The sequence below is a fragment of the Fischerella sp. JS2 genome, assembly GCF_032393985.1.
GTDB lineage: Bacteria > Cyanobacteriota > Cyanobacteriia > Cyanobacteriales > Nostocaceae > Fischerella.
On record NZ_CP135918.1, the window covers coordinates 6,732,319 to 6,758,599 of the forward strand.

20 protein-coding genes and 1 pseudogene are annotated in these 26,281 nt (G+C 41.3%); 7 read left to right on the top strand and 14 right to left on the bottom strand.

Annotation, left to right across the window (positions count from 1 at the left end; genetic code table 11):
• Window positions 1-43 precede the first annotated feature (43 nt).
• Genes RS893_RS28885 through RS893_RS28900 form a run of 4 tightly spaced genes read right to left on the bottom strand, consistent with a single transcriptional unit; the run spans window position 44 to window position 6,321 of the window.
• A complete protein-coding gene (locus RS893_RS28885; protein WP_315788996.1) occupies window positions 44-424 on the bottom strand; it encodes a response regulator in 381 nt (126 codons plus the stop codon).
• A 14-nt stretch (window positions 425-438) separates the two neighbouring features.
• Window positions 439-3,942: a PAS domain S-box protein gene (locus RS893_RS28890; RefSeq protein ID WP_315788997.1), complete on the bottom strand. Its 3,504-nt coding sequence runs from the start codon at window positions 3,940-3,942 to the stop codon at window positions 439-441.
• Window positions 3,943-3,968: 26 nt separating this feature from the next.
• Complete coding sequence (locus RS893_RS28895) at window positions 3,969-5,960, bottom strand: sensor histidine kinase (protein WP_315788998.1); 1,992 nt, start codon at window positions 5,958-5,960, stop codon at window positions 3,969-3,971.
• Entirely contained in the window at window positions 5,947-6,321 is a 375-nt protein-coding gene (locus RS893_RS28900) for a hypothetical protein (RefSeq protein WP_315788999.1), read from the bottom strand. The genes RS893_RS28895 and RS893_RS28900 overlap by 14 nt, the downstream gene beginning before the upstream one ends.
• 852 nt (window positions 6,322-7,173) lie before the next feature.
• On the opposite strand from RS893_RS28900, the gene RS893_RS28905 reads away from it, so the two are divergent.
• Window positions 7,174-8,895 carry a diflavin flavoprotein gene (locus RS893_RS28905; RefSeq protein ID WP_315789000.1) on the top strand — a complete coding sequence of 574 codons (1,722 nt, stop codon included), beginning with the start codon at window positions 7,174-7,176 and terminating at the stop codon, window positions 8,893-8,895.
• Window positions 8,896-9,074: 179 nt separating this feature from the next.
• Window positions 9,075-10,788: pseudogene (locus RS893_RS28910) on the top strand (diflavin flavoprotein).
• A gap of 105 nt (window positions 10,789-10,893) precedes the next feature.
• Here the strand turns inward: RS893_RS28910 and RS893_RS28915 are convergent.
• The 5 genes from RS893_RS28915 to RS893_RS28935 form a co-directional block, all read right to left on the bottom strand.
• Window positions 10,894-11,505, bottom strand: a complete 612-nt coding sequence (locus RS893_RS28915; protein ID WP_396336392.1) for a hypothetical protein — start codon at window positions 11,503-11,505, stop codon at window positions 10,894-10,896.
• A 192-nt stretch (window positions 11,506-11,697) separates the two neighbouring features.
• Entirely contained in the window at window positions 11,698-12,282 is a 585-nt protein-coding gene (locus RS893_RS28920; RefSeq protein ID WP_315789001.1) for a thylakoid membrane photosystem I accumulation factor, read from the bottom strand.
• Between the two features lie 467 nt (window positions 12,283-12,749).
• The gene (locus tag RS893_RS28925; RefSeq protein ID WP_315789002.1) at window positions 12,750-17,153 is read right to left on the bottom strand and encodes an AAA-like domain-containing protein; all 4,404 of its coding nucleotides are present in this window, start codon (window positions 17,151-17,153) and stop codon (window positions 12,750-12,752) included.
• A 242-nt stretch (window positions 17,154-17,395) separates the two neighbouring features.
• Window positions 17,396-17,701, bottom strand: a complete 306-nt coding sequence (locus RS893_RS28930; protein ID WP_315792135.1) for a type II toxin-antitoxin system death-on-curing family toxin — start codon at window positions 17,699-17,701, stop codon at window positions 17,396-17,398.
• Window positions 17,701-17,898 carry a ribbon-helix-helix protein, CopG family gene (locus RS893_RS28935; RefSeq protein ID WP_315789003.1) on the bottom strand — a complete coding sequence of 66 codons (198 nt, stop codon included), beginning with the start codon at window positions 17,896-17,898 and terminating at the stop codon, window positions 17,701-17,703. Before RS893_RS28935 ends, RS893_RS28930 begins: the two co-directional genes overlap by 1 nt.
• A 132-nt stretch (window positions 17,899-18,030) precedes the next feature.
• Here RS893_RS28935 and RS893_RS28940 point away from each other — a divergent pair, with 132 nt between their 5' ends.
• The 3 genes from RS893_RS28940 to RS893_RS28950 all read left to right on the top strand — a co-directional run bounded on the left by RS893_RS28940 (window position 18,031) and on the right by RS893_RS28950 (window position 19,043).
• Window positions 18,031-18,195: a hypothetical protein gene (locus RS893_RS28940; RefSeq protein WP_315789004.1), complete on the top strand. Its 165-nt coding sequence runs from the start codon at window positions 18,031-18,033 to the stop codon at window positions 18,193-18,195.
• Between the two features lie 267 nt (window positions 18,196-18,462).
• Window positions 18,463-18,678, top strand: coding sequence for a hypothetical protein (locus RS893_RS28945; protein ID WP_026721976.1), 216 nt, complete (start codon window positions 18,463-18,465; stop codon window positions 18,676-18,678).
• Window positions 18,669-19,043 carry a type II toxin-antitoxin system VapC family toxin gene (locus tag RS893_RS28950; RefSeq protein ID WP_315789005.1) on the top strand — a complete coding sequence of 125 codons (375 nt, stop codon included), beginning with the start codon at window positions 18,669-18,671 and terminating at the stop codon, window positions 19,041-19,043. Before RS893_RS28945 ends, RS893_RS28950 begins: the two co-directional genes overlap by 10 nt.
• On the opposite strand, the gene RS893_RS28955 is transcribed toward RS893_RS28950, so the two are convergent.
• Window positions 19,035-19,205, bottom strand: a complete 171-nt coding sequence (locus tag RS893_RS28955; protein WP_315789006.1) for a hypothetical protein — start codon at window positions 19,203-19,205, stop codon at window positions 19,035-19,037. The genes RS893_RS28950 and RS893_RS28955 overlap by 9 nt on opposite strands.
• A 421-nt stretch (window positions 19,206-19,626) precedes the next feature.
• Between RS893_RS28955 and RS893_RS28960 the strand changes: the two genes are divergently transcribed.
• The gene (locus RS893_RS28960) at window positions 19,627-20,481 is read left to right on the top strand and encodes a DUF72 domain-containing protein (RefSeq protein WP_315789007.1); all 855 of its coding nucleotides are present in this window, start codon (window positions 19,627-19,629) and stop codon (window positions 20,479-20,481) included.
• Between the two features lie 186 nt (window positions 20,482-20,667).
• On the opposite strand, the gene RS893_RS28965 is transcribed toward RS893_RS28960, so the two are convergent.
• Complete coding sequence (locus RS893_RS28965; RefSeq protein WP_315789008.1) at window positions 20,668-21,531, bottom strand: shikimate dehydrogenase; 864 nt, start codon at window positions 21,529-21,531, stop codon at window positions 20,668-20,670.
• Between the two features lie 134 nt (window positions 21,532-21,665).
• Here RS893_RS28965 and RS893_RS28970 point away from each other — a divergent pair, with 134 nt between their 5' ends.
• Complete coding sequence (locus tag RS893_RS28970) at window positions 21,666-22,607, top strand: alpha/beta fold hydrolase (RefSeq protein ID WP_315789009.1); 942 nt, start codon at window positions 21,666-21,668, stop codon at window positions 22,605-22,607.
• A 318-nt stretch (window positions 22,608-22,925) separates the two neighbouring features.
• Here RS893_RS28970 and RS893_RS28975 read toward each other — a convergent pair whose 3' ends face one another.
• From RS893_RS28975 to RS893_RS28985, 3 genes are all read right to left on the bottom strand, one after another.
• Window positions 22,926-23,624 carry a hypothetical protein gene (locus RS893_RS28975; RefSeq protein WP_315789010.1) on the bottom strand — a complete coding sequence of 233 codons (699 nt, stop codon included), beginning with the start codon at window positions 23,622-23,624 and terminating at the stop codon, window positions 22,926-22,928.
• A 746-nt stretch (window positions 23,625-24,370) separates the two neighbouring features.
• On the bottom strand, window positions 24,371-25,330 hold the full coding sequence (locus RS893_RS28980) for an aldo/keto reductase (protein ID WP_315789011.1): 960 nt from the start codon (window positions 25,328-25,330) through the stop codon (window positions 24,371-24,373).
• Window positions 25,331-25,486: 156 nt separating this feature from the next.
• The gene (locus RS893_RS28985; protein WP_315789012.1) at window positions 25,487-26,035 is read right to left on the bottom strand and encodes a L,D-transpeptidase; all 549 of its coding nucleotides are present in this window, start codon (window positions 26,033-26,035) and stop codon (window positions 25,487-25,489) included.
• Window positions 26,036-26,281 lie beyond the last annotated feature (246 nt).

Here is a 26,281-nt window from a genome sequence, read left to right on the forward strand (position 1 = left end):
AGTGATGTGTTTTCCTAATTAGCATAAACAGAGTGCTATGGTCTTAAAAGCCCAACACCTGCATTGATTTTTCAAGTACTTCTTTAGGGCGAAATGGTTTTGTTAAATATAGATCAGCACCAACATCAATTCCTTTTTGTTTATCAAATTCCTGTCCCTTTGCTGTTAACATCACAATGTAGATGTCAATCATTTGCAGTTCATGTTTAACAGCGTGGCAAACCTCCAAACCACTCATCTTGGGCATCATCACATCGAGAAAAACCAGGTTTGGTTTTTCGGTTTTGATTATTTCGAGGGCTTCTTCTCCATTTCTGGCAGTTATTAGTTCAACTCCCTCATCTTCTAGTGCTTCTGGGGCTTGTTCCAACAAGATTAGAATGTTGGGCTCATCATCAACAATGAGAATTTTCTGGGTCGTCATAGGGCTGCAAGCATTTAGCGCTCGGATAGCATAATGAAGAATACATTTTCCAACTCTTTTTCAAACCTTAAGGTTTTCACCAGGTCTGCTTCTTGAGAGAGGATAGAATCAATTATGATCATGTCTGGTTTAGCTGACAGGGCTTTATGGATACATTCTTGCGGATTAGAGGCTTCAATGACGTTGTATCCCTGAGTTTGTAGTACATCCGAAAGAATTTTTAGGGTTGATGCATTTTTATCGACAACCAACACCTTTTTACTAGAAGTACCCTGAGAAAGCAGTGAGCCAATTTCATTGATAAGTTTCTCTGTGTGGATAGGTTTGGTGAGATAGCGATCAATGCCGATGTGATAGCCCCGTTCTTTATCTTCGACAATGGACAGAATAATAATAGGAATATCGGCGGTTTGAGGATCGTTTTTGAGGACAGCGGCTACGTCAAAGCCGTTAATTTGAGGCATCATCACGTCGAGGAGAATCAAATCAGGATGGGTTGTTTTTATCTGCTGAATCGCATCCATACCGTCTTTAGCTTCTCGGACGTTGTAGCCTTCAGTTTCCAGGTGTTGACGCAGTAGTTCCCGGATATTAGCATCATCATCTACAACTAAAATAGTTTTGCGATTTTCATTTAGGGCAATTTTTGTTGTAATCACATGTTCTTTGAGTTGTTTAACAAGCACATCTAAATTGAGCTTGCTGCTGTTTTCGTTGCCACTTTCATAGATAGGAATTAGGAACGAAAATGTGCTGCCTTTGCCTGGTTCGCTTTCAACCCAGATTCTACCGCCGTGATGTTCCACGATTTGTTTACAAATTGGCAGTCCCAACCCTGTGCCTTTGGGTTTGTCGGTAAGAGTGTCACCAACTTGTCGGAATTTTTCAAACACTTTCGGTTGATCTTCGAGTGCAATACCAATGCCGGTATCGATGACGCTGATGCAAACGCCATTGTCCTGTTGTTTGACACGGCAGGTGACACAACCGGAGTTGGTGAATTTCACCGCGTTAGAAATCAGATTGATCACGACTTGCAGCAGACGATTGCGATCGCCCACTACCTGTGGCAGTTCGGGTTCAATCTCTGTAATTAGCTCTAAGCCATTGGTTTCAAACAAAGCTGCGGTGGAATTAGTTGCCCAATCTACTAACTCACTGGGATCAAGCGGTTGCATCTGCCATTCCACTTTACCTGCTTCCATTTTGGCGATGTCTAGGACATCGTTAATCAGGGACGTGAGCCGTTCTGCTTCCGAAACAATAATGGTGAGATTATCACCCACTCGCTTGATCGTTTTCTGAAGCTTGCGGTCTTCGGCACAAAGAATTGGAAAAACGTCGGTTTCCAACTTTTCTTGAATAATGGAAGCAAATCCCAGGATAGAGGTCAATGGTGTCCGCAGTTCATGAGAAACCGTTGAGATGAAGTCAGTTTTCATCTTGTCGATTTCCTTTTCTACCGTTACATCTCTGATTAGAAGTGCGCAGCCAAAGCAAGTAGCTGGTTCGTTTGCGGTTCCTCTTTTGAAGATAGCAGTTGCCACTACCTGACCAATGCGTTCTTTAGCTAGTGCAACTTCAGCAGCAAACACTTCTTGGGGATGAGACTTGGTTTGATCAATCAAATCTACTAAACCGGACATTGGTAGTTCTCGGTAGTTTTGACAGTTCAATTGGGTTTCACTCAAGGCATACATCCCCATAAAAGCAGGATTGAAGTGGGTAATTTCTCCTGCGATGTTTACCACCAACAATCCATCTGCTAAGTTATCCAAAATGGCATTTAAACCTTGTGCTTCTGCTAGTGTATTTTTGAGGGCAGCCGTCCGCTCTGCTACTCTAGCTTCTAGTTCTTGATTGATTTGTCGTAAGGCAATTTCTGCTTGCTTGCGAAGAGTAATATCGGTATTGATTTCCAACACAGCACAAGGTTGACCCCAGGTGTCCCGTTGCAACGTCCAGCGACTCTGAAGCATGATTTGTCTGCCATCACGGGTGGTGTGTTGTACTTCTCCCTCCCAACTGCCCTGCTGTAAAAATTCTGTTAGTACTTCTTCTAGAGGTTTTGGAAGGGTGGCTTTGAGAAATGTGTGAGCGTATTTATCTTTGACTTCCTCACGAGTCCAGCCGTAGAGACTTTCTGCACCCTGATTCCAGTAGGAGATTTTGTTCGTCATGTCCCTAACAATGATGGCATCGCTGGAATGATTTAACATCTCCAATAGACGTTGATTTTTGGCTTCTGCCAGCTTGCGATCGTGAATATCTGTGCAAGTACCAACCCACTCGCGAATGCTGCCGTCTTCTTCCAACACCGGAGCGCCACAAACTGAGAAGTAGCGGTAAATGCCGTCCTTGCCACGCAGTCGATACTCGGTTTGATAGATAGCTCGGTTCGCCACAGCTGCATTCCAGGCTTCTAAGGAATGGGGATGATCATCTGGGTGAACTGCATCCAGCCAGCCCCAACCAGCGACTTCCTCTTCAGTCTGACCTGTGTAGGCTATCCAAGTCAGCATTTCACTGCTGATCCCTAGTCCTTCGGGCGTAGCTCCCCAGACGATCTGGGAAGTGGCAGTCACTAAAGAGCGATATCGTTCTTTCAGACGCTGATTTTCCGCTTCTGCCAGCTTGCGATCATGAATATCAGTGCAAGTGCCAATCCATTCCCGGACGCTGCCGTCTTCTTCCAACACTGGGGCGCCGCATACCCAAAAGTAGCGATAAGTTCCATCCTTGGAACGAATTCGGTATTCAATTTGATAAAGACTGCGGTTAGCCACAGCAGCACCCCAGACTTCTGCGGTGCGGGCGCGATCATCAGGATGAACGGCATCAATCCAACCTCCATTCTCTGCTTGAGCTAAACTTTGTCCTGTGTAAGCTATCCAATCTGATAGTTCAAAACATATTCCTTGTGGCGTTGTCACCCAGACAATTTGTGAGATGGCAGATACTAGAGAACGGTACCGTTCTTCGCTGTGTTTCAAGATTTGTTGGGAGCGTAGACGTTCTTGTTCACTCTGACGCAAGGCTGCTTGGGATTGCTTATATTCTGTGATGTCGCGGGTCGCTGCATAAATCATCTGGTTTTCACCCCAGAGTACAGATTTCCATGTTAGCCATTTGTAGGAACCGTCCTTGCAGCGATAACGATTCTCAAAGTTAATTACATTTTTATGATGTAATTGCTGAGCTGCCGCAATCGTTGCTTCTTGATCGTCTGGATGGACAAACTCGATGAAGGGCTGGGCGTAAAGTTCTTCAGGCGTAAATCCGAGAGTTTCTTCCCAGGCTGGATTGAGGTGCTTGAAATAGCCATCGACTCCAGCAATACATAGCATATCTAAGGACAGCCTAAAAAAATTTTCTGCTTCTTGGAGGGTATTTGATTCTTTCCGGGACTGTACCGCTAATTTTGCTTCTAACTCAGCTACTTGCTGGCGTAAGGTTGCCAACTCCTGAATCATGAATTGATAAGTTGTGGCATTGAGAGTAACTGTTTGCTCAGACATTGTTGGTTATACCATTTTGGATTGGGTTAATTTCCTTTGTGGGACGGATAGACAGGGTTAGGACAGTAGAATTGGGACAATAATGTGGTATATAGCTTTAACGAAATCGGGTTACGTTGGAACATTTGGTAAATTTGGTTGGAAGATGAATCGCCAATGTCGGGATTTTGCTGTGATAGCCTCTGGATCAGTTGGATGTGACGGATTAGCAGATCGGTCGGTTGAAGTTTTGGACTAGTTGAGGGGATGAAGCCGTCTGCATCGATTGTGTGGGGTTGGGAAGCGATCGCCTTATTTGAGTTAGCAATTATGAGACTTTGCCTGTCAGAAATATGTTCTAATGAACAATTCACCGGAATCTGAATCCAAAATTCTGTCCCTTGACCTGGTTGTGAACGACACTGGAGAATTCCTCGATGCCTGTCCACAACAATTTGATGGCTAATTGCCATGCCTAAACCTGTTCCTTTGCCAATCTCTTTTGTGGTGAAGAAGGGATCGTAAATGCGCTGTATCACATCCTCCGTCATGCCCGGCCCATTATCAGCAATGCGAATCGAAATCCACTGATCGTCGAGGATTTCGGTGCGAATGTAAATGGTGGGTAAAGTGGATTGTTCTGAATTGTCTCCACTCCATGTCCTACACCCTACTTTTTCTTCTAGGGCGTCGATCGCATTCGCTAGGATGTTCATAAATACCTGATTCAATTGACCGGGGTAGCACTCAACCAAGGGAAGTTTGCCGTATTCTTTGACAACTGTAATTTCGGGATGATAGGCAGAGGCTTTGAGACGATGGCGGAGAATCATGAGTGTCCCGTTGATGCCATCGTGGATGTTGACAGCTTTCATTTGGGCTTCGTCATGCCGAGAGAAGTTTTTCAGAGATTGCACAATCTCGACAATGCGATCAGTACCAAGCTTCATCGAGTCCAGCAGTTTCGGAAGATCTTGCATGAGAAATTCCACATCGATACTATCTAGCTCTGATTGCAGTTCGGCAGGAGCAACAGGTAAAAATTTTTGATAGTCTTGCAGCAATTGCAGCAGGTCTTTGGCATACTCTGCAACATACTTCAAGTTACCGCAAATAAAGTTGACCGGATTGTTGATTTCGTGGGCAACTCCGGCGATAAGTTGCCCTAAGCTTGACATTTTTTCGCTTTGGATTAACTGAGTTTGTGCTAGTTGTAAATCCTGAAGGGCTTGCTGAAGTTTCTCTGTTTGGGCTTTGGCCTCGGCGGCTGCTTGACAGCTTTGCTCGTAAAGTAAAGCCTTTTCAATCGCGATCGCTGTTTGCGAGGCAAAGATACTAACCAGTTTGAGGTGTTCGGTGGTGTAAGCATCGGTTTTTTGCGTACCAATGGCGATCGCTCCCAGTACCCGCTCCTTGGTTCGCAATGGCACACAAATCAAAGCTCTAAAATTTTCCTGTCCCTGTAATCGAGGATCTGCCTGGACATCATTGATCAGTTCTGCCCGGTTAGATTGGACAATGTTGCCAATGATTCCTTTGCCTAGTTCTGGGTAGCCGTGAGCAAAAAACAGTCCAAATTCGGCAATGCTTTCAAAAGCCATTGCATTGGGACTCAACAGCAGGATAATCCCGGCAGAGGATTCAATTAATTGACTTATTTCTTGGAGTACGAGTTGAGCTATTTGTCGCACATCTAAACTTGCTGTGATTTGAGTCGAGATGTCTTCAAACAAATCTATTTCTTGATATCGCTCTAGTAATTCTTTGGCGAGTTCCTTTTTCTCCGCTTCCTGTTTTGCCAGAAACGAGAGCAAGGTTGCGAGTAAAGTAGCCTGTTCTCCTCCCACAACCCAACCAATAACTTTTCCTGATACCTTAACTGGATATCGATTGTCGGAAGTAGGCTTACCAATGCTGATCAAGTTTCTGCCATCTATCTCCTCAACAGCAATAGCAATGTTGAGCGTAGCGGCTAATTCCTGAACAAAAGACCACAATTCTTGTTTATGAAGAATCTTTTTGAGACTAACTGGGGACATGAAACACCTCCGTCTCTACTAAAACGTTTGAATTCTCAACTTTAGCTTTGACTGGAATCGTAATAGTAAACTCTGTCCCTTGTTTCGGAACTGAGTTAACGCTGATCATGCCACCACGGTATAATTCCATGCTGTAGAAGCGAACAATTCCTGGAATCTCTAAATTTTTGGCGGTCGCATACTGGTTGCGAAACTCTAACAGGTCAAAGGTGGGATAGTCTCGTCTGAGCAGTTTAATGATCACAGGCTGTCGATCTGCCTCTCGCAGTTCCCAATAAACCACTGTCCTGGAACCATAATAGAGTTCCTCACCTAAACAATATCCGGGAATTGCGAGTGTTAAATCTACTGCTGTATCCATATTTACTGGCGACCTGTCAGATGTCCACTTCTAGGAGTCAGTATGCCCATTTGTATGTATGATCTAACAAGGCAATACTATGATTGCTCTCACAAAAATCTGCAATTCCCTTCATTAGAGATTTGCGTCAGTTCAATGAGCATCTCTCATGAATAAGAGGAATTCCCAACTGAATAATAGACACTCAAGAGGAAGTTCCTATCGAGGTTACTCACGAAGAAAGGTTGATGTTCGAGAGTTGAGGAAAAGGTTTTTAATAGTCTGCGAAGGAGAAAAGACTGAACCTAACTATTTTAGAAGCTTTCGCTAGGATAATTTTATTTTCTCTTTTAATATAAAAACTTAATTCTTGGCGTCTTGGCGGTTCGTTCTTCATCCTTAATTTGTGTAAAGCCAATTTTGTTAGTAGAGTAATCAGGATTGTCAGCAAAAATCAATAATACTAGACATGCTGAAAGTATAAATCATCATTTTTGATGGTTTTGATGAACTGGATGCGATCGCTCAGTTTGAATTTTTGCCAACCAACCATCAACAATCAACATTTTAATTTTAGATACAACGGTTGCCAAAATTATGCTTTTCGTTACAGAATTTGGAGCAGCAATATTATTTTGCTTACTTTGTTTGTAGGAAAAAATTATAGAGTAAATCGCTAATTCTCTGCTATAATCCACGCTAAAAAACAAGAATTAACTACAGTTTTTCGGTAATTGATTATGCCAAAAAACAGACACTTTGGCTACAAATTGACTTTTTGAAAAAAGACAATTTTGAACAACTTTACAAAAATAATTATGAGCAAAATAAAGTTAGAAAAGCAGACTGATGATTTGTGCTCGGAGACGACTAATGGTAGCTCTCACAGAGAACGCTCAACATAAACGACTTACTATACAAACTGTCGAAATCGCTCCTAACACAACGGCGATTCGTTCGCTTGATTGGGATCGTGATCGCTTTGATATCGAATTTGGTCTCCAAAACGGTACAACTTACAATTCATATCTAATTAAAGGTGATCGCATTGCCTTGGTGGATACTTCTCACACCAAGTTTCGCCACCTGTATTTAGAGACTCTTAAGAAACTGGTTAACCCAAAAGCAATTGATTACATTATTGTCAGCCATACAGAGCCAGACCATAGTGGCTTGGTTGAAGACGTTCTCCAATTAGCACCCAGAGCCACTGTCTTAGCGTCGAAAGTTGCACTCCAGTTTCTGGAAAATTTAGTTCATGACCCCTTCTCAAAGCGAATTGTCAAAAGTGGCGATCGCGTAGACTTAGGCCAGGGACACGAAATTGAATTTGTGAGTGCGCCTAACCTGCATTGGCCAGACACCATCTTCAGCTATGATCGCAAAACCCAAACTCTGTTCACCTGTGACGCCTTTGGGATGCACTATTGTAGTGATGACACTTTTGATGTCAACCTAGAGGCAATTGAACCCGACTTTAGATTTTATTATGATTGCCTGATGGGGCCGAATGCTCGTTCGCTGCTGAATGCAATGAAAAAAATGAACGAACTAGGCAACATCAAAATTATTGCTAACGGTCATGGTCCCCTACTCTACCACCATCTAGGTATACTCAAAGAGTGCTACCAAGGTTGGAGCCAAAGACAAGCCAAGACAGAGACAATTGTTGGGATGTTTTATGTCTCTGATTATGGCTATGGCGATCGCATTGCTCAAGCGATTTCTCAAGGCGTCCAGAAAACTGGCGTTGGTGTGGAAATCATGGATTTGACAACCGCAGAAATCCAAGAAATCCAAGAATTAGCAGGTCGCTCATCTGGGATTATTGTTGGTATGCCACCAACAGCCAACGCTGCGGCACAAGCTGCAATTAGTGCGCTTTTGGGTGTAGTCAAAGACAAGCAAGTCATTGGGTTTTTTGAATGTTACGGCGGTGACGATGAACCCATCGATCCGTTACGCAGAAGATTCATTGACTTTGGCGTCAAAGAAGCCTTCCCAGCAATTCGTATAAAAGAAACTCCTTCCCCAGTCACATACCAACTGTGTGAAGAAGCAGGTACTGACTTGGGACAAATGCTAGTCCGCGAACGCAACATCAAGCAAATTAAGTCTATCGACGTTAATTTAGAAAAAGCACTAGGTCGGATTAGCAGCGGACTCTACATTATTACCGCCAACAAGAACGGTGTCCAAGGCGCGATGCTTGCTTCTTGGGTAGCCCAAGCTAGTTTACAACCTTTAGGATTTACAGTTTCTGTCGCCAAAGACCGAGCAATTGACTCCCTATTGCAAGTCGGCGATAAATTTGTCCTCAATGTGCTAGAAGAAGGAAACTATCAGGAACTGAAAAAACACTTCCTCAAGCGTCTGCTTCCTGGTGCAGACAGATTTGCGGGAGTGAGAACTCAAACAGCTAAAAACGGTTCCCTAATTCTCACAGACGCTCTTGCTTACATGGAATGCGAAGTCAAGAGCAGCATGGAATGCAGCGACCACTGGTTATTGTACTGCACCGTCACTGATGGTCGAGTTTCCAAACCCGACGGATTAACAGCAGTTCGCCATCGTAAGGTAGGCAACTATTACTAAGGGTGTGAGAAGTATGAGGGTGTGAGGGTATGAGAAGAAAAGGCATTATATATCTTCTTTACTCCCCACACTCCCCCACTCCCCCACTCCCCACATTCCTCACACTCCCCCACTCCTCACACTCCTCAGACTCCCCACACTCCTATCTCCAAAAATCCCCTCCCCTCACGTAAATACCTATGACCAATCCCAATCCTCGTGATGTGCAGGTTTTACCAATTGCGACAAATACAACTGTGCTGCGCGCGCAGTTGGACACGCCTGCGGTTTGAAATTGAATATGCACTAGCTAGAGGTACAACCTCTAACTCTTACGTAATCAGTGGTGATAAAGTTGCAGTTATCGATCCACCACCGGAAACTTTCAGCTTAATTTATTTAGATGCACTCAGGCAGTGTTTGAATGATTGGGAACGGTTGGATTATGTGATTATCGGTCACTTTAATCCTAACCGCGTCGCCACGCTCAAAGCACTTTTAGATCTAGTTCCCAAACTCACTTTTGTTTGTTCCCTTCCCTGTGCTGCTAATTTACGAGCAACTTTCCCCAATCGTGAACTGAAAATTATGACGATGCGAGGGAAAGAAACCCTTGATTTGGGTAAGGGTCATGTTTTGAGATTCTTTCCTATCCCCAGTCCGCGCTGGCCAACAGGACTTTGTACCTACGACGAGCAAACTCAAATTCTCTACTCAAATAAGCTATTTGGAGCGCATCTTTGCGGTGATGAAGTCTTTGATGAAGACTGGGATCTGCTCAAAGAAGACCAGCGCTACTATTTTGACTGTTTGATGGCTCCCCATGCAACTCACGTGCAAGCTGCTTTAGAGAAATTATCAGAACTACAAGTGAGAATGTATGCTACTGTTCACGGGCCATTGATTCGCTACGGCTTGTTGGAATTAGCCAAAGCTTACGAAATCTGGAGTCAGTCACAAACTGAGCGTGAAATTAGTGTTGCCTTGCTTTATGCTTCAGCTTATGGTAATACTGCCACTCTTGCCCAAGCCTTTGCCTTGGGACTAACTAAAGGTGGAGTTGCTGTCGAGTCGATTAACTGCGAATTTGCTCAACCTGATGAAATTCGCGCTGCGATCGAAAAGTGTGATGGCTTTATTATGGGTTCTCCTACTATTGGTGGGAATGCACCTACACCGATTCATACAGCTTTGGGTATTGTTCTCGCTGTTGGTGACAACACCAAACTGGCTGGTGTCTTTGGTTCCTACGGTTGGAGTGGTGAAGCCTTTGATTTAATTGAAGGCAAACTCAAAGATGCTGGTTATAAGTTTGGGTTTGAAACCTTAAAAGCAAGGTTTAAACCTACAGATGTCACCCTCAAAGAATGTGAAGAAATGGCGACAGATTTTGCTCAAGCCTTAAGAAGAGCGAAAAAACCACGTTTGACCCAAGCAGCAGCTACGCCTATGGAACAGGCTGTCGGTCGCATCGTTGGTTCTGTTTGCGTTGTCACAGCTAAGCAAGGTGAAGTTTCTACGGGTATGTTGGGAGCTTGGGTATCACAAGCAACTTTCAATCCCCCGGGAATTTCTGTTGCGATCGCCAAAGAACGAGCTGTTGAATCTATTCTGCATACAGGCGGCAAATTTGTTTTGAATATCTTGGGTGAAGAAAATTACCAAGATTATATGAAACACTTCCGCAAAAACTTTGCCCCAGGAGAAGATAGATTTAAGGACTTTTCCACAGCAGTTGCAGATAACGGCGCTGCCATTCTCACTGACTCTATAGCTTACCTGGAATGTTCAGTTAACAAACGCATGGAATGCGGCGATCATTGGGTTGTTTATGCCGTTGTTGACAATGGTAAGTTATTGCAACCCGATAGCGTAACGGCTATCCATCATCGCAAAGCCGGCAATCATTATTAATTTAGTTGTTGGTTGGTAGTTGGTGGTTATTTGGAATCATCAACTACTAATTTAACCCGTCAGAATAAGGTGTTCCAGAGTGAACTAGTCAAGGGTACAAATAAATTAACCAATTGGATAATTGCCAGGATTGACAGCATGAATAAACTCACTGCCTGACGTAGGAAAACCTCGTTTATAACATGCTTCTTGTGGTTGACCCCATCCCAACTGCAAAATTATTTCTAAAAAGTTAGATTTTTCAAAACAACATATATTTGCCCATTCTGTTCTTTGGGCAATTCTATCAACGTCAGCTTTAATTATTTGTTGATATTGCTTACCATTATTAACACTCAAATATAAATTCATTTCTAAAGTGACTTCATTCCAAAATTTCAAAAGCGAATTTTTTGCCGCTTTTAATATATCTAAGTCACCAGATAAAGCTATCAATTGCGAGTCTACTTCGGGATAACTAATGGTTTTGCCTTTAACAGTTACCTCACGCCAAATAATGCCAGAGACGAGATATTCTTTTTGATATTCATGGATAGCTGCTTTAAAATCTTGATAGGCAGTGAACTTTTGTAGCCCATCTGTTCTAATAAATTGATCAATAACAGGATTGCCAGAGACATTTACCTCTAATTTGAGGCGATCGCCCTTTAAGCAAGCTTGGCGTTCGGCTGCCAAAATTTTAATTAAATCCTCTGTAGTATAAACCTTTGACACCATAAAGCACTTCATTAGTCATTGGTCAATGGTCATTTGTCATTTGTCATTAGTCATTAGTCATTAGTCATTTGTCATTGGTTATTCTCCTTTACTTTCTATGCTGATTTGGATATTTTCTCTGATACTTTTTGAATATGCAGTAGCAAGTTGTACTAAAAATTTAGGGCAGACTAAATTTGTCTGCCCCGAGATTTATTGTGTCAACTCACTATTTAACTCATTGAAGGAACGCCGTTTTAATTCCAATGATTTGGAACTTGGTAATAAATCAAACACTTCCCGCAGTCGAGCATCTACTTCTTCATACGGTACTTGACCTGTCTTATTCAAGACTAATTTTCCGGACTGATCAAACAGGGCAATTTGTGGAACGCTACCAGAGTAATAATAACCTGGCTCTGTGGAATTATAGGTTTGCGTGGGTAAAATCGTATCTACATTGACAGGAATTATCTCTGTAGCAATACCATAAAATGCTTGCAAACGTGAGACAACAATTGCATATTCTTTGCAATCACTACTGTCATCAACATAGAAAACCAATAATGCTGGTTTATGTTCCTTTAAGGCTGTTGCTAGTGTAGCTCTGGGTGGAACCAGTGAACCATTACCAGCATAAACTACAAAGACGTTGCCATCATACTTGTCATCTTTAAGACCTGCAAAAGCTGGTGGCGTACTTAGGAAAAACAGGCACACAAGCAGCAAAAAAACGGACAAAAAACACTGCCAGTTAAGAAAAAAAATTGGTAAAAATTGCAACTTTATGCCTTTCATCAAAAGGAACCTTTTAACCTCTATTTTTGTCAGTGGATGCTGAATTCAGCACATCATATTATGACGCTTGCTACCAATTTTTAAGATAACGCTTCTTGTGCTGGGATTGACGCGATCGCTTATTTTTCATGAAATTACCCGACTGGCGGCGAATCCCACCCGCTATGAATAGAAAAACAAGTCAAATCTTTTTCCCTTGTAGCCTAGAAAGTAACCTCACCCCTAGCCCCTCTCCTTGCTAAGGAGAGGGGTATTCGATAGGATGGGGTGAGGTTTTTTCATGCTTGGTGCTGAAATTTTTTTATGGGGAATGATATCGCTTTCTGCCTTGTTTTTTAAGAGTGCGATCGCTTCTGATCTCTCCCCATCTCCCCATCACCCCACCTCCCCATCACCCCTCACACTCCCCCCACCCTCTTCCTAAATTTTGAATTTTGAATTGTTTTCTCCCCACCTCCCCACCTCCTCTACTCGCCTTGCAACTTCTGCAACTCCTCAGGTGTAAACGGGTTTTTACCAGCCTTTAAATCTTTTACCCAACTTTGCCGTTTTACTTTCGCCTGGGGATCATCAATTGATTTGATGTATGCTTCAAAATCTTCAATAGCGCCCTTGGTGTCGCCAGTTAATGCCCTTGCCAAACCGCGACTATCACGGATATTACCATCATCAGGTACGAGGGACACAGCTTTTTCACAGGCAAACATCACATCTTTAGCGTAACCACGTAAACTACCTTCCCAACACAAACTATTCCAAGAAATAGCCAAGGTTTGTTTGGATGGTTGTAATTTTTCAATTTCTGTGTGTGTTGCCACAGCTTTTGTGAAATCACCCTGTTTTAAAGACTCTTGTGCTTTAGGAATTAAATTTTGTTTATTAATTAAACCTTCTGCTGTTAGCTGTTTGGCAACGAATTCAGCGTTATCTTGCACACCTTCAGTATATGGATCAAGATCGATTTTAGGGTCGAGTTTCTGTGCTTGTTTCAAGCTTTTGAAAGTACCAGAAAAATCACCTTGGATTGCCTGTTCAATACCTTGAGTCACAAAAGCAGGGGCTGCTTTGACTTCGGGATTAATATCTAACTTAGAGTCCCACTTTTTCGCTTTTTGAAACTTAGCAACTGCTTCTTCATATTTACCCTCTGTTGCTAATTTCTCACCTTGGGCAACTAAAGTAGGGGCTGCTGCTAAAAACAAAGATTGATTTTGACAAACTTTGAGTTTTTCTAAAGTCTCTGGATGAGAAATGAAATATTGTTGTAACTGACTGCAACCCCGCGAGAGGACATCATCTATATTTAAACGCCAAAGTTTGACTGTTTTATCAGCACTTCCAGAAGCGAGGACTTTACCATCACTGCTAAATACAAGGCTGGTGACAAAAGAAGTATGTCCTGTGAGGGTGCGAATTTCTTTGCCAGTGGCGACGTTCCAAAGTTTGATGGTATTGTCATTGCTACCGGAAGCTACAAATTTGCCATCTGGACTAAACACGACACTTTTGACAAGATTGCTATGTCCAGTGAGAGTTTGAATAACTTTTCCACTAGCGATATCCCAGAGTTTGATTGTTTTATCAGAACTACCAGCAGCAAGTATTTTACCATCCGGGCTAAATGCAATGCTTGTCACCGAACTGCCATAGGTGAGGGTTTTGATGATTTTACCAGTGGCAATATCCCAAAGTTTGATGGTTTTGTCATCACTACCAGAAGCCAGTATTTTGCCATCTGGGCTGAATTTGAGAGTTGCGATCGCACCACTGTGATCAGATAAACTGAAAATTTCCTTGCTGGTGGCAATATCCCAGAGTTTGATCCTGTTGTAACTACCAGAAGCAAGTATTTTGCCATCCGGGCTAAATCCAATACTACTAATATAAGAATCATACCCAGTTAGAGTTGTGATGGTTTTGCCAGTAGTCACATCCCAGAGTTTAATGGTTTTGTCACCACTACCAGAAGCAATTGTTTTGCCATCTGGACTAAATGCAACACTTATAACACCAGCGCTATCTTCTAAAAGGCTATTAGTAGCTTTGCCAGTATTGGCATCCCAGAGTTTGATCCAGAGTTTGATCCTGTTGTCAGAAATACTATAAGCAAGTATTTTGCCATCTGGACTAAATCCGATGCTACTGATCCCAGATTCATGCTCATTTAAGGTTTTAATATTTTGACTATTGGTGAAGTCCCAAATTTTAATCTTGTAGTCGTAACCAGTAGAAGCAATCAGATTACCATCCGGGCTAAATGCTACCTTTGTGACACTACTATCATGCCCATTTATGGTCTGGGTCGCTTTACCAGTAGTGACATCCCAGAGTTTGATTGTTTTGTCATAACTACCAGAAACAATAGTATTGCTATCAGGGCTAAATGCTACAGAATTGATTGAACTGCTGTTTCCTGTGAAAGTTTTGGCTTTACCAGTGGTAACATCCCAAAGTTTGATTGTCTTGTCATCGCTACCAGAGGCAATCATATTGCCATCTGGACTAAATGCTACACTAGTGACCCTATCGACATGCCCAGTCAGAGTTTTGATCGCTTTACCAGTAGTGACATCCCAAAGTTTGATTGTATCGTCCGAACTACCGGAAGCAAGGATTTTGCCATCGGGGCTGAATACAATGCTATTTACCAAATCAGTATGTTCGGAGAGGTTTTTGATGACTTTACCTGTAGCGAGATCCCAAAGTTGGATAATGTTGTTAAGACTGCGGGAAGCAAGGATTTTGCCATCAGGACTAAATATTAGTTCATAAATCGAATTATTTTGACTGGATAGGGTTTTGAAGACTTTACCAGTAGTAACATCCCAAAGTTTGATGGTTTTGTCATAACCGCCAGAAGCAATTATTTTGCCATCGGGGCTAAACGCAATGGTTTTTTCACTTTCATTACCACTCAGAGTTTTGATAACTTGACCTGTAGTGAGATCCCAAAGTTTGATTGTATTATCACTGCTAAGAACTATTGTTTTGCCATCCGGGCTAAATGCAAAAGTGGTACTGGTAATAGCGCTAGAATCTCCAAAGGAATTTTTCTGTTGAATCTGCGCCAAAATATCTTGAATGCTGAGGATGGGACTAAAAGCAGGATAATCAACAATAGATTGCTTTTGATTCACCAAACTTTTGAGGCTTTGTCCCGCTTCCATCGCCATTAATAAACCATCAATTTGATTCCATTTAAATCTTTCGATGGCGTTGTTACCAAGTCTTTCGGCTTCGATCGCACTAAAAGCCCTTTGTCTAGCTTGTTCTGTGAATGTTGCTACCACCACAGCCCCCAGCAGCGACAATCCTAAAATACCAGCGCCAATGTAAGTTTGTCGCCGGGCTTTGTGTCGCGCTGACTCTAAAATTTGCCTTGCCTGTTTCTCTGCTTCTAAGGCAGTTTGCATTTTGCGCTTATCTAATTCTTGGCTAGCAGCTAAATATTGATAATCTAAATCGCTTAAACTTTTGCCAAATGCCCAGGCTTGGGCATCCTGTAACGCTTGCCCACGTAATAACCAAGATTCATCTTTATTGCTGCGAACCCATGCTTCTAATGCTTCGGCGTAGGGACGTAAATCTGCTAACACCTTTATCACCCAGTTTTGGTTAAAAACAGCTTCGTAAATCCGGTTGTATACTTTTAACTTTCCTTCCCGTTCTACCACCAACCCCGTCAGCCGTAATTCCATATGTTCGGGGCTATTATCACATTCTAATTCTCCGTACTGCAAAATTTCCTGGTATAATCCTAACCATCGACACGCTTTTTGCTCATTCCTGAGGATGCGATCGCGAATTGTCCGCAAATGTTCTGGTTCGTCGTGAAATTCCCAATTTTCAATTATTCGCGATTTGACGACTGCTTCTACCCACTCTTTCGTATAGACTTCTCTGCTAGTGAGGGGGAGAATATCTCCTCCGAACTCTCTCCCATCAAGAAAGTCAAAAAATTCCCCCCCTTCTTTCGTAGGGAAGGGGGTAGGTCTATTTTCTCCCAACTTCTCAATATAAGACCCCTGCCCGCAAGCGGGCAGGGGAGTGACATCGCCCCTCTCCTTAGTAAGGAGAGGGGTTGGGGTGAGGTTAATCACCAATTGGCACAACTTCTGTGTCAAAAACGGCTGTCCACCAGTCCAAGCTAAAATCTCTGCCATCACAGCCTGGGGGTTAGTCACTTTTCCTACCAATCCTTGCGTCAGTGAATCAACTTCTTCTAACTTAAATCCTTGCAATTCAATTGCCCTTCCAATATTAAACGGTGTGCGCTTTTTATCTGTGATCAAATCACTAGGAGTTGCCACACCGATTAACACAAACGTTAAACGATTGTAAACTGGCTGATCCGCACGCTGGTTGTAAAAGTTGCGTATGACTGCAAAAAAATCTTCAATCGGAAAACTCAAACTCAGCACACTATCGATTTCATCAACAAAAATCACTATTTGTTGAGATATTTCAACCAGCAAAATTTCTTCAATAAACTTGCTGAATCTTTGCACTGGCGACAGCAACTCATGCTCATTCCACCAGCTTTCTAAATCAAAATTGTCATATAAATTTAAACTACCCACCAAGCTATCAATTACCCCTGCATACCATTGTTGAGGGGTAATATCCCAAGTGCCAATTGCTGTAATATCAATCGCTGCACAAGCAATTCCCTGTTGTTGCAACCTCTGCATTGTTCTTACCCGCAGGCTAGATTTGCCCATCTGGCGTGAGTTGAGGACATAACAGAACTCTCCTGCTATCAGTGCTGTATATAAATCCTCGTCTGCCTGCCGTGTTACATAGGTGGGAGAATTAGCTGGTAAACTCCCCCCTACTTGGTATTGGTAGGTTAGGTTTTGCTGTGCGTTCATGGGTTCCAGTTGGAATTGCTGAGACTGGACGTATTTAATAGTTATTAGTTATATCACTTGAGTAACAGTTCCTCCACCATATGCTTGATAGCTTGATAACTGACAACTGGTAACTGGTAACTGATTTAAATGCGATCGCCTTAATTATCTCTACTTCTGAGAACCCAGCTTCGCTACTATATGTTTGCGAAGCCATTTAATAAATTCTTCCCGCCCTAATTCACCAGATGCTACTTTTAAAATTACTTGTTCTTGATCATCCACTGCTGCATTAATTTCAAAACCATGTAATACCAAAAAACTTCCATTGCAGCGTGATCAATGCGTTTATTACCATCTATAAAAGGATGATTTTTAATTAGTGAAAAACCAAGTGCTACAGCTTTTTCAATAATGCTGGGGTAAAGTTCCTCTCCAGCAAATGTCATCTGTGGTTGAGCAATGGCTGATTCCAGTCCATTATGATGAGAAATACTTGCTGAACCACCAGATTGCTCAATAATGCGTTGATAAAGTTCTAATATCTCTTCTAAAGTGAGATAGCGCATCACGCCAAGCGTTTGTAAAGTTCAGTATTTTTCTTAAGTAAATAATCCATAGCATCTTGAAAGGATGCATCTGATTGTTTCAACAAATTTTCAACACCCATTAGCACTAATTCTTCTATCGATACACCAAGGCGATTAGCTGTTGCTTGTAGTTTTTCTAAGTCTTCATCAGGAATTTTGATAGTAATGCTGTTCATCGCTAGGTCAAGCTATGAGGATAGAATCAATGTAGCACTGGAACTTTTTGATGCGATTGCTTGTTTTGAGTGAAGAGTACAGATAACAGTTAATTTGGCTAAACTGTTCCTAGATCATTAAAACACCCTGCTATGTTGACAAAATACATACAAGCTGCTCTCCATAAAGCCAAGTACAAAATATTATCAGATGATGACATGTTTTACAGAGAAATTCCCGAATTCCAGAGTGTTTGGGCAAATGCAGATACTTTAGAAGCTTGTAGAGAAGAATTAGCAGAAGTTTTGGAAGAGTAGATTTTATTGCGAGTTTCCCTAAATCTGCCATTACCTATAGTTGATGGCATAGAATTGTCAATTAAAGAAGTAGCATAACGCCTACTTTTGGGACTATCAAGCGCCCTGAGTTAATCCACTATTTGAGACAATTAGGATTTGAGGGGCCATATTCTGGTAGCAAGCATCAATTTATGGTCAAGGATGATATTACCGTAAGAATACCAAATTATACAAGTAAAAAAGCTAAGATCAAAAGATTAAACATCGTATCTCAAGCAAACAGTTATGTTACCTGTTAACAAAAAAATTGTGACTGATGAAGCAATGCGTCCTGTCGCAGTTTTGATTGATTATCAAGACTGGCAAAAAATTGAACAAATATTAAAAGATTATGAATCACAAAAACAAGTAAATTTTGATTTAAACCAATATGCAGGTGTAATTACATTAACTCAAGACCCTTTAGAATATCAGCAGCAAATTAGGGATGAATGGAGTTGACACAGCCTTTAATATTATTAAATACCAATATAATACTCTACTTTTTGGGTGGTAGGTTAGCAAACCCATTAGCATCAGGACAATATTTGATTTCAGTGATTACTGAAATTGAATTGTTGTCTTATCCCAGCCTCAGCCCTGATGAAGAAACACAAATTGTTGATTTTTTAAATAAAATTTTAGTTGTTAGTATTGATAGTGATATCAAAAATTTAACCATTTCACTTCGCAAACAATATAGACTCTGGCTTCCAGATGCAATCATTGCTGCAACTGTACAATCTTTAAATGCAACCTTATTCACTAATGATGTCAAACTGACTAATGTCGCAGAGATTAACGTTCAGACAGTGCAATTAAAGTGAGTAGTGGATTACCCTAGCCATTTGTAAAGTGATGCGATCGCTTGTTTTGAAATCAACAGAGTGCGATCGCAGATAGGTTTTTTGTAGGGAAACTGTGCGCCCTAATCGTATCACCACACCCAAAGCTTTTGTTACCAAAATAGAAGCTGTCGTTACAAACATGAACCCATCCATAGAGAACATCAAGACATTTGTGACCAACGTCTTAACGTTGTTTATTAACGCGAGTCCATCCATAGAGAACGTCAAGACATTTGTGACCAACGTCTTGACGTTGTTTATTAACGTGAGTCCATCCATAGAGAACATCAAGACATTTGTGACCAACGTCTTGACGTTGTTTATTAACGTGAACCCATTCATTAAAAACATCACAACATATTGAAACTCTGCTTTTCACAAAAGGTCACAAAAGGTTTGAAGTTTCAATATCTTGTATCAAAAATTTTGTGAAGTAGTATTAATACAGCACTTTGTATTTAACATAGAGTAAATACCTCCCTAACCCTGCCCTTGCTCAGGTGGGGTACTGCTGTAGTTCACACTTGTTGAAATCTGCTGTACTTTATCAAGGAATATTATTTTGAGCTTTTTTATCGGTTGCGCTGTTTGGGCATATAAAGGTTGGGTAGGCGAACTTTTTCCTCCAGGTACTCGCCCTGCTGAGTTTCTTTATCTCTACAGCCGTCGCTTCACTACAGTCGAAGGTAACACTACATTCTACGCTACACCCAACCAAGAAACTGTAGCCCGATGGGCAACCGATACACCATCAGGTTTTGAATTTTGCTTAAAATTGCCCCGAGATATTACCCACAACCAACAGCTACAACCTCATATCCCTGATGCTTTGAAATTCATCGAGGTGATGCGTCCTTTAGGTAAGCGTCTCGGCCCAATTTTTGCTCAGTTACCCCCTAGTTATGCACCAACACTAATCGACGACCTCACCGCTTTTTTGTCAGCTTGGCCTCATACAGAAATACCACTAGCCTTGGAAGTGCGACACCGTGACTGGTTCAAAGAACCCCACGCTAGTAATTTGAAAGCACTTTTAGAAAAATTAGGTGTGGGAAGAGTATTGCTAGACTCCCGCCCAATTTATACTGGCGATGACGACCCCCAGCTACAATCAGAACGACGCAAACCCAAATTACCAGTACAGTTTAGTATCACCGCACCTTTTAGTTTGATTCGGTTTATTTCCCACCCCAATTTAGAAATTAATCAGCCTTTTATGGCAGAGTGGGTTACACAAATTCAGCAATGGTTGCAGCAGGGAAAGCGCATTTACTTCTTTGTTCATTGTCCCATCGAAGAGCGATCGCCAAACACAGCCCGTTACTTCCAAAAATTACTAGAACAAAACGGTGTCAAAGTCCCACCCCTACCCTGGGATAACTTAAACCCTCCACCAAACCAGCTAAATCTTTGGTAATTGTTTAGTTGTTAGTGGGTACAGACGCGAGGAACATCGCGTCTGTACATTAGTTGTTAGTTGTTAGTTGTTATTGAATACTTACTCCACCCTACGGGAAGCCACTTGCGTGTCTACACACTCCTCCCCACTGCCCCTAATCCCCACCAGGGGGTCCCGGTGAGTTCCCCACCTTCCCCATCTCCCTCACAGACCCAAATGTTTTTGCAAAGCTTGACGCATCACATCTACAGGAACACTTTCCCTTTGCAACCAAATTTTTAATGCTGCTGCACCTTGTTGGACAAGCATTTCTAGTCCATCGATCGCAGTTGCACCTAATTGTTGCGCCTGTTGTAAAAATTTCGTTGGATTAGGAGTGTAAATTAAATCGTAGACGATCGCTTGCAATGATAAATTTGCCATTTCTGCTGCACTCAAGGGTGATTCATCGATCTTGGGATACATACCAATAGGAGTTGTATTGACTAGCAAATCTGCTTGTGGGATTAATTTAGGCAATTCATCCCATCTGTGAACATTGAGATTGACTTGTAGTGGTGAATTTTCCCAGCTTTGAGAAAAATCTCTCAATCGGTGTACATTTCGCCCCACAACATGAATTTCTGGACATCCTAGCTTTGCACAACCTGCTACTACAGCCCTAGCAGCACCACCGTTACCTAAAATTACTGCTACTTTCTGACTCCAATCTTGCTGATGTGTTTGTAAAGGAGCAAGAAATCCTTCTACGTCCGTGTTTGTACCTATCCAGGAGTTATTTTTTTTAATCACTGTATTTACTGCCCCGACAACTTGAGCAATAGGTTCTACAGCTGACAAACACCGCAGTATTGCCTGTTTGTGGGGGATTGTGACGCTAAAACCCACAACACCAATGGCTGCAAAACCCTGAACAACTGTGTGTAAATCTTCTGGTTTAATTGGAAAAGGCAGGTAGACATAATCTATTCCCAATTGCGCGATCGCAGCATTATGCATAACTGGCGATAGCGAATGTTCTACTGGATAGCCGATAACTCCTAGCAGTTTGGTTTTCCCTGTAATCAATGTTTCGTCCTTTGTCAGTTACATGTTGTTGGCTGTTTGTTGATAGTTAGTTCCAAACAACCACCAACTACCAACAATCAACAATTAATTTAAGCCTACAATTATTAGAGGGTACTTAACATTTCTTTGGAATCATGCAGGCAACAACAGCCTTCTCTACAACCCCTATTCCTGGCAAATATTGGCAGTGGCGAGGGCATAACATTTACTATGTACAAGCAGGAAAACCGCAACCCCAACATCCACCTTTACTGCTAGTGCATGGATTTGGTGCTTCTACTGACCACTGGCGCAAAAACATTGCTGAACTGCGTCACAATTTTGAAGTTTGGGCTATAGACCTTCTGGGATTCGGACGTTCAGCCAAGCCAAAATTGGAGTATGGCGGTGATTTGTGGCGAGACCAACTCTATGACTTTATCACTGGGGTCATAGGTCAAAAAGCAGTACTAGTAGGTAATTCTCTAGGTGGCTATGCTAGCTTGTGTGTTGCAGCCCAACGTTCTGACGCAGTAGCAGGTTTAGTATTACTAAACAGCGCCGGGCCGTTTAATGAGAACGAGCATACAGCTGAACCAGAAGCACTGCAAACTCAAATAGAACCACCACAACAGCCAGATAATTTGCAGAAACTTTTAGGTGATGTTGCCAAATGGATTTTTCAACAACCTTTAGCTCAATTTCTATTATTTCAATACGTGCGACAAAAAAGTGTGATTCGTCAAACTCTAGAAAAAGTTTATCTTGACAAAAGCGCAATTACAGAGCAACTAATAGAAGAAATTTCTCGCCCTGCTAATGATCAAGGTGCTTTCGATGTATTTTCCTCAGTGTTTAGAACTCCCCAAGGGGAAAAAGTGGATATGCTACTCAAGCAATTAACTTGTCATTTACTACTATTGTGGGGAGAAGCTGATCCTTGGATTAACGCCAGAGAACGTTCGCAAAAATTCCGCCAATACTATCCTCAATTGACAGAACACTTCCTGCGGGCCGGTCATTGTCCCCACGATGAAGTACCAGAACAGGTCAATTCCTTGCTGCGGGAATGGGTTTTTTCTGTAGTTAGTAGTTAGTAGTAGGGGCGCACAGTAATGCGCCCGTAACTACTAACCAATATCTACTAACTACTAACAGTCCTAAGCAGGTTATTTATAAAGTAAAAATAAGATCACTGTAGGGTGTGTTAGGCGCGTATCTTTATATCATTTTTCATGAAAATATGATTTTAGCGCCTAACACACCGTTGATATCATAGTGTATTAGGCTAAAGCCATAACACAACGCCACGTGACGCCTCTTTCTTTATGCCGGGAAAGGAGTCCACCGCACTGGCTCCCCTACTTAAGATTTACTTTATCAAAAGTCTCTAACAATAAATTGATATTAAGTACTTATTTCACCAGTAAAGACTTAATTTTTTGCTCTACCTCATCACTAATAATTTCAGAGCCTATAACAGGTTTATCGAGATTAACTCTAATAAAATTAGTCTCATCTTTTTCTGTAAATTTCTGATCATTATCAGAATCTTTAATAATTTTAATAAAAATTGCTCCCGTACTTTGTACAAGCGTCCAGCTCAATATTTGGCTATTGTTTGGTGTAATTTGCTGAAGATTTTTACCCGATAAATCAGATAGATACCCGATTCTGGCATCTTGAATATCGAGTTTTTGATCACTGTTAGTATCGCTATTAATAATTTGATATAGCCAATACCTGGCAGACGATTTACCCACTTTTTTTTCTTCCAATAAATCAAAGTTAGTAATAATTGCTTTTTTATTTAATAATATATTAGTTTGTCCATCTTTTTTACCATAAAAGATGATGTTATTGTAATAACTAGATCTATTTTCATAGGAAGATAATCTATCTTGATTTTTATCTGTTAGACCAACAGGAATCATCAAATAATCTGATTGCTCTTTAACTATTAATTCACCATAAACAATATTTTGTTCTGACTTCTGCTGAGCAGTTGCTTGCGTCTGTTCTGATTTCCTAGTAATACCTCCACTACAAGAAAATGAAAGTGCAGCTACAAGAGTAAATACAGCTATTTTTTTGAAAAAAATATGATTGTTCATTCAATTTTCTCAACAGGATATTCGGTAATTGGTAATGGGTAATTAAGATACTGATGATTTTCCCATGTCCAATGCCAATGTCTAAGCTTTGTAACATTGGCTGAGACGAGGAAGCTTTTTTCCTTGTCTCAGCCAAGCAGGAATTTATGAATACTAAAAATGCAAAAACCTGGTCAAAGGTGACCAGGTTATGCAAACTCTTTGGTGATTAAGTTAATGTTATTGTTCAGAGTTAAAAAAAGTAGACAACTAAGGTGGACATCACTAGCAGTAAACTCAGCATAATCTTGTTTTTCCGCTTGGGGATTTGGCTTCCCCTAACTAGGAGAATATGCCACCTTAATATTACTGTTATGCTGACAGCTTACTTGGGCTTCTGACGGGGGACACCAAGTCATTTGCCCAATTCAGTTTGGTTGTGCTTTGTTTGGTGTCCTACTTTTTAATCTATCATCCTAAAAATTAGTCGCAAGTACCTTTTAACTGAAGTTAAAGAGTCTTTAAATTTCTCAATACATAAGTGGATCGAGTGCGGAGACTGTTAGTGGTTAGTGGTTAGTGGGTAGAGACGCGAGGAACATCGCGTCTGTACATTAGTGGTTAGTGGTTAGTGGTTAATAACTAACTGGCTTGAAAATAGACATGGTGACCGGGGAAATATTTTCATTTGTTCTGGTGACGAATTCGTCATGATAGTTACTAACAACTAACTACTAACAACTAACTACTAACAACTAACTACTCAATTACCAACTCCACATCACAGGGTTATCATCAAGATGATCAGTGACGATACGTCCAATAGCATCGATTTGTTGCAGTTCAGCTTCTGAAAGTTGAATTGCAGCTGCTTTAGCATTATCTTGTGCTTGTTCAGGGTAGCGTGCGCCTGCGATCGCTTGAGTTTGAGGTTGGGCAATCAACCAGGCCAGGGCTAACTGGGCTAGACTACACTGATGCTGTTGTGCAATTGGACGCAGTTTTTCTAAAGCTTGTTGAGCGCGAGTAAAGTTTTCTCCTTGAAATAGCTTGTTATCATTACGGTTATCTTTTGGGTCAAATTTATGATTGGGGCTAAATTTCCCTGTCAACAATCCTTGGGCTAATGGTGAGTAGGCAAGAATAGATATATTGTTTTCCACACAGTAGGGCATAGCATCTTTTTCTACCTGTCGCCAAAATAAAGAATAGGGCGGTTGTAAACTATCAATACGTCCGTACTGAGCTGCTTCTTCTAATTGGCTGCGGGAAAAGTTGGAAACACCAATAGCCCGAATTTTACCTTGTTCTTTGAGGTGATTCAGAGCATCCATTGTCTGTGCAATCGGGACAATCTCATTATTAAACGCACCTGAAGGCCAATGAATTTGATAAAGGTCTATGTAGTCGGTTTTGAGATTTTTGAGAGAGCGATCGCAAGCCTCTATAACTTGATCGTACTTGAGATGGTTTGCAAAAACCTTAGTGGCGTACTCGACGCGATCGCGGACATCAGATAAAGCTTCAGCAACAATTCGTTCTGAATGCCCGTCACCATATACCTCAGCAGTATCTATTGTGGTAATACCAGCTTCAAAAGCTGCACGTATAGTTTTAATTGAGTCTACATCTTCAATTCCCACCCACATTTTTTTACCAGCTTGCCAAGTCCCCATGAGGATAGGTGTAATTTTTACTTCTGATGTACCCAAGCGTCGCTTTTGCATGTTTAAACCTTAATTAATAATGCTTTTTTGAGCTTACGCATTTTAGGTAGGTATATTATTGATCAAGAGACTACCCAAGCTATTGCACTACAATTACAGGCGTTTCTATATCTATCTGGTGGAATAATTTTTCCAATCCAAAATTGTCTGACCAACTTATTGGACTACATTTACTGGTGTTCCTACACTTACCTGCTCAAATAATTCCTGAACATCATTGTTGTACATACGAATACAACCGTGTGAGACTGCTTTACCTACTGATTCCGGATTAGGAGTGCCATGAAAACCAATCCAATTTGTACCATTTGTCCAAAATCCAATCCAATAGCGACCAAGAGGATTTTTAGGGCTTCCTCCTGGAATAGACTCACCTGTAAAAGGATGTAACCAAGTGGGATTTTTGGTCATATTAAGTACTTGGAAATTACCAGTTGGAGTTTCCCAACCTGGGCGACCTACTGCAATCGGATAAGATTTAATTTTGGTTTTGCCTCGATAAAGAATTACTTGACGTTGGCTAAGAACAATCTTTAAATTAATAGGTTGATTTATGGAATTTACTGTAGATTTTCCTTCAGTTTGGGAGTATGGTGTGCTAATAGTTGGAGCTTCTGTAATAATATTTAGCAAAGTACTGGCACTAGTAATTACAACAACACTAGCAAGCGTTGAACGCAAACTTCTCTTGTGGTTTCCGCTCATTTTTTTCTCCAAACAAATCTTTAATTGTGAAGGAAATTGCAAAAATTTTGGTAATTGGTAATTGAAAAAATCTTTTTCCCAATGCCCAATAACGAAGCATAATATCGTCAGCAATTAGCCGAAATTGATCTCAGATATTCTCTGATATGGAAATTTCTTCTTAATACTTATCTGTGATGATTTATTGATCTTCTGTCTCTAGGTGAGTGTCAGATTACATTAATTTGTAACAAAAAATACATATAT